We start from the raw sequence: 8,413 nt of genomic DNA on the forward strand, positions 1-8,413 counted from the left end.
GAACCGGGCCTTCGTCGTACTCCGGCCCCGCCGGTCCTCTTCTCACGCCTTCTCACGCCTTCTCCTGCCTCGTCACCCGTCCGGCCGCCGTCAGGTCGCTGTACGGATGCCCTTGCCGCCAGCCTTGAGGGGCGATCAGGCAGCGGGCCCGGACCCGTGCGACGGACCGGGCGGCGGGAGTGCGGCGTGGTGGGGCTGGGCCGACAGGGCAACGGCGCTGGGCGCCGGGGCGGGAACGGCAGCGGGAACGGTGTGACCCGTCGCGTGGTCCGGGTGCTGCCGGGCGTGCTCATCGCCCTCGGGACGGTCTTCGACGTGCTGACGCCGCCCGGTTTCACAGGGTCTCCGTTCTTCACCGCGGCCCCGCTGATCGCCGCCCCGCTGTTCACTCTCTGGGCCACGGCCCTGACCGGCGGCCTGGCCGTGTTCGCGGTGTTGTTGCTGCACCTCCTGCGCGGCACGAGCTGGAAGGTCGAGGCGCTGACCGAGCTGGTGACCGTACTGACCGTCGCCGCGCTGGCGCTCCTGATCAACCGGATGGTGCGGCGCAGCGGTGAGCGGCTCGCCTCGGCGCGCGGGATCGCCGAGGCCGCGCAGCGGGCGGTACTGCCGAAGCCCGCCGACCGCATCGGGGGGCTGCACGTCTCCGCCTGGTACGAGGCCGCGCAGGCGGACGCCTTCATCGGCGGCGATCTGTACGCGGTCCAGGAGACCCCGTACGGGGTGCGGCTGGCGGTGGGCGACGTACGGGGCAAGGGGCTGGGCGCGGTCGAGGCCGTCGCTGTCGTCCTCGGGGCGTTCCGGGAGGCGGCGGACACCGAGCCCACGCTGGAGGCGCTGGCGCGGCGGCTGGAGCGGGCGCTGGCCCGCGAGGGCACGCGGCGCGACAGCCTGGACGCGGTGGAGGGGTTCACGACGTGCGTGCTCGGGGAGATCCCGCCGGGCGCGCACGCGCTGCGCCTGCTCAACCGGGGCCACCCCGAGCCGCTGCTGCTGCACGGGAACGGTGAGCTGGCGGTCCTCGCCCCGGCGGAGCCCGCCCTGCCGCTCGGCATGGCGGAGCTGGGCGGCTGGCCGGACCTGGTGCAGGAGTGGGCCTTCCCGGCGGGGACCACTCTCCTGCTCTACACGGACGGGCTGACCGAGGCCCGGGACGGTGCCGGTGACTTCTACGATCCGGCAGCCCGGCTGCGCGGGCGGATCTTCCCCGGGCCGCAGGCGCTGCTCAGCGCTCTCAGCAGCGACGTGCGTCGCCATACGGGCGGCGGGGCCACGGACGACATGGCGCTGCTGGCGGTGGGCCGGCCCGGGGAACGGGAGCCGGAGCGGCGGCGGACCGTGCGGGTGGTGCCTCGCGGCGACGTGATGTGACCTTCGGTAATTGACTGAATGCTCTCTGCCAAGATATTGACGGTTCGTCATTTCAGCCGTGTGGCTGAAGAGGTAGGGGAGTCGCTTGATTTTTGCCCCTATTGGGATGGCTTTGTTGGGGAAAGGTGTGGCCAAAGCCAGTCAATGCGTGGCTGATTGGTGAGAACGATCAAGCGGAGAAGCTTGGAATCACTCCCCTACGTCTATTACCTTTCCATAACGCAGCGCGGTCGTCCCAGCCGTCGCAAGAGACGGCACCGTGCGCGCGCGCGTCCCTGCGCGTCGATGAGGAGTGTGCCCCGGTGGCCTCCAACTTGCCTGCCCCTGACGGCACCGAGATCCAGGAGCCGCCCACCGCGGGCGCCTGGGGCGAGTGGAATCCCACCGAGGATTCGGTGCGCCCGGTCCGCGGCAAGCACCGGGTCGCCAAGGCGCGCGGAGGACTTGCCCGCAGCTCCACCGTGCTCGGCGTCGGCGTCATCGCGGCGGTCGGCGCCGGCGGCATCGCCACCGCGCAGGACCGGCCCCAGGTCGCGATATCACTGCCGGACCTGCCCGACATGATGACCGGGAACAAGGCCCACCAGGAGGACGGCGGTTCCGGATCGGCGGCCGCGACCGGCGAGCGGACGGGCATCATCGCGCAGCAGTCCGCCCAGGGCGCGGACGCGGGTGAGGTGTTGCGCAACCGCATCCTCCAGCAGGCCGAGGCCCAGCAGGACGCCGCCGAGGCGAAGATCCGGGAAGAGGCCGAGCAGGCCGCGCAGCAGGCAGCCGCGCAGGAGGCCAAGCAGAAGCTGGAGGAGGCCCGCAGGGCCGCCGAGGAGGCCAAGACGCAGGCCGAGGCGAAGGCCAAGGAGGAGGCCGAGGCGAAGGCCGCGGCGGAGGCGGAGGCGGCGGCGGCGGCCAAGGCCGAGCAGGAGCGCCTCGCCGCGCCGGCCGTCGGCTACTCCCTGCCGACCTCCGCCTACACCCTCACCTCGCACTACGGCGACTCCGGCTCCATGTGGTCCTCCGGCTACCACACCGGCCTCGACTTCGCGGCCCCGACCGGGACCCCGGCCAAGGCCGTGGCTGCCGGAAAGATCACCTCGGCCGGCTGGTCCGGCGCGTACGGCTACCGGATCGTGCTGGAGCTACCGGACGGCACGGAGATCTGGTACTGCCACCTCTCCTCGATGTCGGTGACCTCCGGCACGGTCGGTGCCGGTGAGACCATCGGCCGCGTCGGCGCCACCGGCAACGTCACCGGAGCTCATCTCCACCTGGAAGTACGCAAGGGCGGATCGACGCTGGACCCGCTGGCATGGCTGAACTCCAAGGGCCTCACCGTCTGAGAGCCGGATCCGGGTCCGGGACTGATCCCGGTGCCGGTGGCGGTGCCGGGCTCGTGGTCCGGGCCCGCTGCCGGGTCCGCTGCCGGGTCCGCTGCCGGGCTCGGGGTCGGGTCAGGCGAGCCGCGGTCGTGGTCCGTCCGGCGTGGCCCGGGCAGGCCCGTCCGTGCGGCCGCCGGGTCCAGCGGGTCGAACCACGGCGCGATCAGCTCCTCCATGACCGCCGCCCGGGCCAGTGCGGGACCCGCCGTCGCCCGGGACTGCCAGAGCCGGTGCAGCAACTCCCGCTCCCGGCCCGCGAAATCCCGTTCCCGCACGGGGCCGCCGCGCCGTGCCCGGTGCCGGAGCAGGGCCAGTGCCGCCGCGTCCGCCTGGTAGTGGGCGACCGTGCGTCCGGCCGCCCGGCCCCCGCTGTGCCGGGCCAGGGAGCGGGCGAGTGAGCGGGCCGGCATGGAAGCCAGGGCCGGGACTTCGGCCCGGCCGAGCCAGCCCGCGGCCGCGTACAGCGCGAGCTCGCCCTCGACGGCGCGCAGCCGGTCGCGCCGTATCCGCACCGCCAGCCACACGAGCAGTCCGAACACCGGGACCATCACGCAGCTGTAGACCACGTAGAACCCGTGCTCCCCGAACTGTGAGGAACCGTTCCACAGCGCGTGCATGCCCATGGCCAGCGCCAGGCCGAGCAGCGGCAGGCAGATCCGGCCCGTGCGGCGGGCACTGACGGCGGCCACCCCGAAGCCCAGCCCGGTGAGCACGGTGAACAGCGGGTGCGCGAACGGCGACAGCACTATCCGTACGAAGAAGGTCGCCGCCGTCACCGATTCCAGCGCGCCGCTGCGGTCGGCCAGATCCTCCACGAAGGCGTTGCCGAGGTAGAGGATGTTCTCGGTGAAGGCGAACCCGGTGGCCGTGAAGCCGGCCACCACGAACCCGTCGGCCGGGCCGGTGAAATGGCGTCTCCGGAACGTGAACACCAGCAGCAGCGCGGCCGCCTTGGCGCTCTCCTCCACCACCGGGGCGATGGCCACCGAGCCGAGGTGGTCGGCGGCGGACGCGTCGGTGGTGGCCGCGGCTATCCACTCGGTGGCGAAGTTGTTGGCCAGTATCGCGATCAGGGCCGCGGTGCAGGCCCCCCAGCCGAAGCAGAACAGCAGCTGCGACCAGGGTGCGGGCGCGGCCCGGCCCAGCCACCGGAACGCCGCCATGAGCGGCGCCACCGGCAGCAGGGCCAGACCGAGACCGACGAAGAAGCCGGGGGTGCCGGTCTGTTCCCGCACGAGTTCGAGGATGGCGATCCCGGTCGCGGCGAGCAGGGCGAGGAGCACGCAGGTGCGGACCGTGCCGGACGGACGTGGGAGTACGAGGTGGAGCGCTCGGTACACACCATGACCCTAGCGAGCCGGTCTGACACGCGCAGTGACCTTGTCAGTTCTCCGTGCGACGGAAGAGCAAGTCGTGTACGAGGTGGCCCTTGTCGAGGCCCTGGCCCTCGAAGCGGGTCAGCGGCCGGAAGGCGGGGCGCGGGGAGAAACCGCCGTCTGGCTGCGTGTTCTCGAAGTCCGGGTGCGCGGTGAGCACTTCGAGCATCTGCTCGGCGTACGGCTCCCAGTCGGTCGCGCAGTGCAGGACCGCCCCGGGCGCCAGGCGGGTGGCGGCCAGCGTGAGGAAGTCGGGCTGGATCAGCCGGCGCTTGTGGTGGCGGGCCTTGGGCCACGGGTCCGGGAAGTACACGCGGATACCGGCCAGCGAGTCGGGCGGCAGCATCTCGCGGAGCAGGATGATGGCGTCGCCGTTGGCGACCCGGATGTTGCTGAGCCCGCCGCGCTCGGCGAGGGCGAGCAGGTTGCCCTGCCCGGGGGTGTGCACGTCGGCGGCGAGGATCCCGGTGCCGGGGTCCTCGGCGGCCATCTGGGCCGTGGCCTCGCCCATGCCGAAGCCGATCTCCAGGACCACGGGGAGCCCGCCGAAGAGCGTTTCGAGGTCGATGACCTCATGGCCGTCGATGTCCAGGCCCCAGGTGCCCCACAGACGCTTCAGGGCCTCGCCCTGGCCGGTGGTGACCCGGCTGCGCCGGGGCTGGAAGCTCCGGATCCGCCGCTCGTGGTGCGAGCCGGCCGGGTCCGGCGCGGGCCCGTCGGGGAAGCGGGGCTCGGTGCGCCACTTGGGCGGCACGTACGAGTTCGTCTCCGGCGCGGCGTCCGGGAGGCGGGGCGACTGGGGGTTCAGGGACTCAGACACAATGCGCTGATTCTACGACGGGGGGTGCGGGAGCCGCCGCGCGATCGGCTCCCGCACCCTGCGAAGCGGTGCTCAGGCCGAGCCGAGGGTCCGCAGGGCGCGGGTGGCGATCTCCCGGCCGATCGGCAGGGAAGCGGTCGCGGCGGGCGAGGGGGCGTTGAGGACGTGGACCGTGCGCGGGGCGTCGCGGATCAGGAAGTCGTCCACCAGGGTGCCGTCGCGCAGCACGGCCTGGGCGCGGACCCCGGCCGCGGCGGGGTGCAGGTCGGCCGCGGTGACGGCCGGGAGCAGGCGCCGTACCGCCCGGGCGAAGGCCTGCTTCGACAGCGAGCGGTGGATCTCGCCCGTCCCGTACCGCCAGTGCCGGGCCGCCATCCGCCAGGATCCCGGCCAGGCGAGCTCGTCCGCGATGTCCTGGGGCCGCACCGTCGACCAGGCGTAGCCCTCGCGGGCCAGGGCGGGTACGGCATTGGGCCCGACGTGGACGCCGCCGCCGATGCCCCGGGTCAGGTGCACCCCGAGGAAGGGGAACGCCGGGTCGGGCACCGGGTACACCAGGCCCCGGACCAGGTCCGGCCGCGCCAGGTCGTAGTACTCGCCGCGGAAGGGGATGATCCGCATGCCCGGGTCGTCTCCGGCGAGGCGGGCGATCCGGTCGCACTGGAGGCCCGCGCAGTTCACCAGCACCCGCGCCCTGACGACCAGGCCGGACGTGGTGCGGACGGCCACGGCCGACGGGCGCCGGGAGATCAGGTCCACGGCGCCGCCGTAGACGATCTCCGCGCCCGAGGACTCCGCGAGCTGGGCGCTCACCCGGCCGTAGTCGACGATCCCGGTGCTGCCGACATGGATCGCCGCCAGCCCCCGCACCTCCGGTTCGTACTCCGTGATCTGCGCCGGGCCGAGCTCGCGCACCGGAATGCCGTTCTCCCGGCCGCGCTGGACCAGGGCGTGCAGACGCGGCAGCTCCTCCCGCTCCGTGGCGACGATCAGCTTGCCCGTCACCTCGTGCGCGATGCCGTGCTCCGCGCAGAACTTGACCATCTCGGCGGCCCCGCTCACCGCGAAGCGCGCCTTCAGGGAACCCGGGCGGTAGTAGATCCCGCTGTGGATCACCCCGCTGTTGCGGCCCGTCTGGTGCCGGGCCGGACCCGACTCCTTCTCCAGGACCACGACCCTGGTCCCCGGAGCCAGGCGCGACAAAGCATGCGCCGTCGACAGGCCGACGATCCCGCCGCCGATCACCAGCACATCGCAGTCCACGCCGCCACCCACGCTGACACCTCCCACCCCTGCATACTGCACCCCGGCACCGACAACCCGACCGCGCGGCCCCCGGAAGACAGGTCCTACGCCGGCGCCACCAACAGCGGCCGGGCCCGCTCCCGCAGCTCCGCGACACGCGGCTCGTCCCCGTACGGTTCCAGGCGGTGCAGCAGGTCCCGTACGTATTCGGTCGTCCGCGCCGAGGAGATCCTCCCCGCCACTTCCACCGCCCGGGTGCCCGCCGCGCAGGCCGCGTCGAGATTGCCCGACTCCAGCTCGGCGACCGCGCTCACCACCAGCCGCAGACCGTGCGACCGTACGTACTCCTCGGTGGGCCGCGACAGGGCCTGTTCGGTGAACCGCCGTACCTGCCGGGGCAGTTTCAGGTCCCGATAGCATTCTGCGGCATCTGCCGCGAAACGGTCGTACGAGTAGAAACCCAGCCAGGTCGGATCCGGATCGCCCTCCCGGGACCGCTCCAGCCAGCCCTCCGCCGCCCGCAGCGCCGCCCCGGCGGCCGTCGAGTCACCCGCCTTCGCGTGCGCCCGCGCCTCGACCAGCCGGAAGAAGCTCATGGTGCGGGCGGTGGCGAGGCCCCGGTTGCGCTCGACGGCCGCCTGCGCGAGGTCCACCCCCTCGTCGGGGAAGTCCCGGTAGGTCGCCTGCAGCGACATCGAGGCCAGCACGTAGCCGCCGAGCGGTACGTCCGCGGCCGCGCGGGCGAGCCGGAGCGCCTGGATGTAGTAGCGCTGGGCCGCTTCCTGCTGACCGGTGTCGAAGGCCATCCACCCCGCAAGCCGGGTCAGTTCGGCGGTCGCGCCGAACAGGGCGCGGCCCACCTCGTCCGTGTACGACCCGAGCAGCAGCGGCGCCGCGTCCACCCGCAGGCACTCGGGGACCATCGACGAACGCCAGTCCCCGCCGCCGTACTTGGAGTCCCAGCGGCGCGCGTCCTCGGCGGCCTCGCGCAGCTTCGACACATCGCTGTGGCCCACGCGCTGGCCGTGGTCGCGCGGCGTTTCGGTTTCCGGCTGGGCGGGCACAACGGTGGACGGCGGGCCTGTCGCCGGTCCCGTCATCGGGCTTGCCAGACCTGTCATCGGGCCGGTCGTGCGGCCGTCCGGGGAGCACCGGGGACCCGGGGCGGTCGCCTCGTGCGCCGGTACGTCGTGAGCCGAGGGGGTCGCTGATACGGGGCTCTGGACCATGGAGTGCCGCGCCGCGGGATCGAGCGCCCCGGGGTCGAGCACCGCGGGGTCGAGCACCGCGGAGGTGCCGCCGGCCGTCGGGGCGCCGGCCGCCGCGTCGCCGGCCGACGGGGTAGCGGTCGCCGTCGGGGTAGCGGTCGTCGGCGAGCCCGGCGTGGGATGCGGAGCCCGGCTGCCCGCCGGCTCCCGCGCCACCGAGCTGTCGGCGGGAGATATCAGCCAGCGCGAGGCGGGCGTCGCGTACGCCGCCACCGAGAACGAGCCCGCGAGCGACTGCCAGATACCGCCACCGCCACGGCGCCCGGCGAGGTCGAGCCGATAGAGATCGGTGGCGGAGCGCACCGCCGCGCCCACGTCGCGCGGGAAGGCGAGCCCGACCTCCGGCGCGGGGTCCGCGTCCGCCAGCCCGATCTCGTGCAGCGGCACCGGCCGGCCCAGCTTCGCGCCGATCGCGGCGGCGATCAGATGCGGGGCGGCGCCCTGGGGCACCATCCCCTTGGACACCCACCGGGCCACCGACGTCTTGTCGTACCGAAGCGTCAGGCCGCGCTGCGCGCCGAGGTCGTTGACCCGCCGGGCCAGCCCTGCGTTGCTGATGCCCGCGAGGGCGAGGACGGCGCCGAGCTTCTCATTGGGCTCGCGGAGCTCCCTGGACATGCGCCACCCCTCGTCACACGCGGAACGCAGACGCCGCCGGGGCATAGGCGCCCGGCATTTCGTAAACCCAGCGTAGTTCCCCGCCTCCCAAGCGTTAAGGCCCTTACTTCCGTATGGCGGGATTGTTGTCCGTTTGCACAGTCCGCCCCGGGCCCGGCGCCGGGGCGCACGTGTCAGCGCGTGCTCCGCCCGTGTGGCCGTGCGCCCGCCCGTGCGCTCTGGCCGGTCCCCGGACCCGGCGATTCGATGTGCGGTGCGTGGGTCGGCCCGCCGCCTGACCGGGCGGGTCGGGGGATGCCGCTGCCTCAATCCCCGCGGGTGGCGGAACGGTCCGGGGGG

6 protein-coding genes are annotated in these 8,413 nt (G+C 73.5%); 2 read left to right on the plus strand and 4 right to left on the minus strand.

The genetic code is table 11. The features are described from left to right. The first annotated feature begins 186 nt into the window (after positions 1-186). Together ACWGIU_RS21215 and ACWGIU_RS21220 are read left to right on the plus strand one after the other, a co-directional pair. A complete protein-coding gene (locus tag ACWGIU_RS21215) occupies positions 187-1,371 on the plus strand; it encodes a PP2C family protein-serine/threonine phosphatase (RefSeq protein ID WP_453708004.1) in 1,185 nt (394 codons plus the stop codon). A gap of 302 nt (positions 1,372-1,673) precedes the next feature. Next, positions 1,674-2,708: a M23 family metallopeptidase gene (locus tag ACWGIU_RS21220; protein WP_453708006.1), complete on the plus strand. Its 1,035-nt coding sequence runs from the start codon at positions 1,674-1,676 to the stop codon at positions 2,706-2,708. On the opposite strand, the gene ACWGIU_RS21225 is transcribed toward ACWGIU_RS21220, so the two are convergent. The 4 genes from ACWGIU_RS21225 to ACWGIU_RS21240 all read right to left on the minus strand — a co-directional run bounded on the left by ACWGIU_RS21225 (position 2,627) and on the right by ACWGIU_RS21240 (position 8,074). Then, positions 2,627-4,087, minus strand: coding sequence for a PrsW family intramembrane metalloprotease (locus ACWGIU_RS21225; RefSeq protein ID WP_453708007.1), 1,461 nt, complete (start codon positions 4,085-4,087; stop codon positions 2,627-2,629). The genes ACWGIU_RS21220 and ACWGIU_RS21225 overlap by 82 nt on opposite strands. Before the next feature lie 43 nt (positions 4,088-4,130). Then, positions 4,131-4,877: a tRNA (guanosine(46)-N7)-methyltransferase TrmB gene (trmB, locus tag ACWGIU_RS21230; protein WP_453708013.1), complete on the minus strand. Its 747-nt coding sequence runs from the start codon at positions 4,875-4,877 to the stop codon at positions 4,131-4,133. A 138-nt stretch (positions 4,878-5,015) separates the two neighbouring features. Continuing rightward, the gene (gene lhgO, locus ACWGIU_RS21235) at positions 5,016-6,248 is read right to left on the minus strand and encodes an L-2-hydroxyglutarate oxidase (protein ID WP_453708009.1); all 1,233 of its coding nucleotides are present in this window, start codon (positions 6,246-6,248) and stop codon (positions 5,016-5,018) included. Between the two features lie 44 nt (positions 6,249-6,292). After that, positions 6,293-8,074 (minus strand): sporulation protein, encoded by a 1,782-nt coding sequence (locus tag ACWGIU_RS21240; protein WP_453708011.1) that lies wholly within the window; start codon positions 8,072-8,074, stop codon positions 6,293-6,295. Between the last annotated feature and the right edge of the window lie 339 nt (positions 8,075-8,413).

The organism is Streptomyces sp. NPDC054840 (assembly GCF_053611065.1).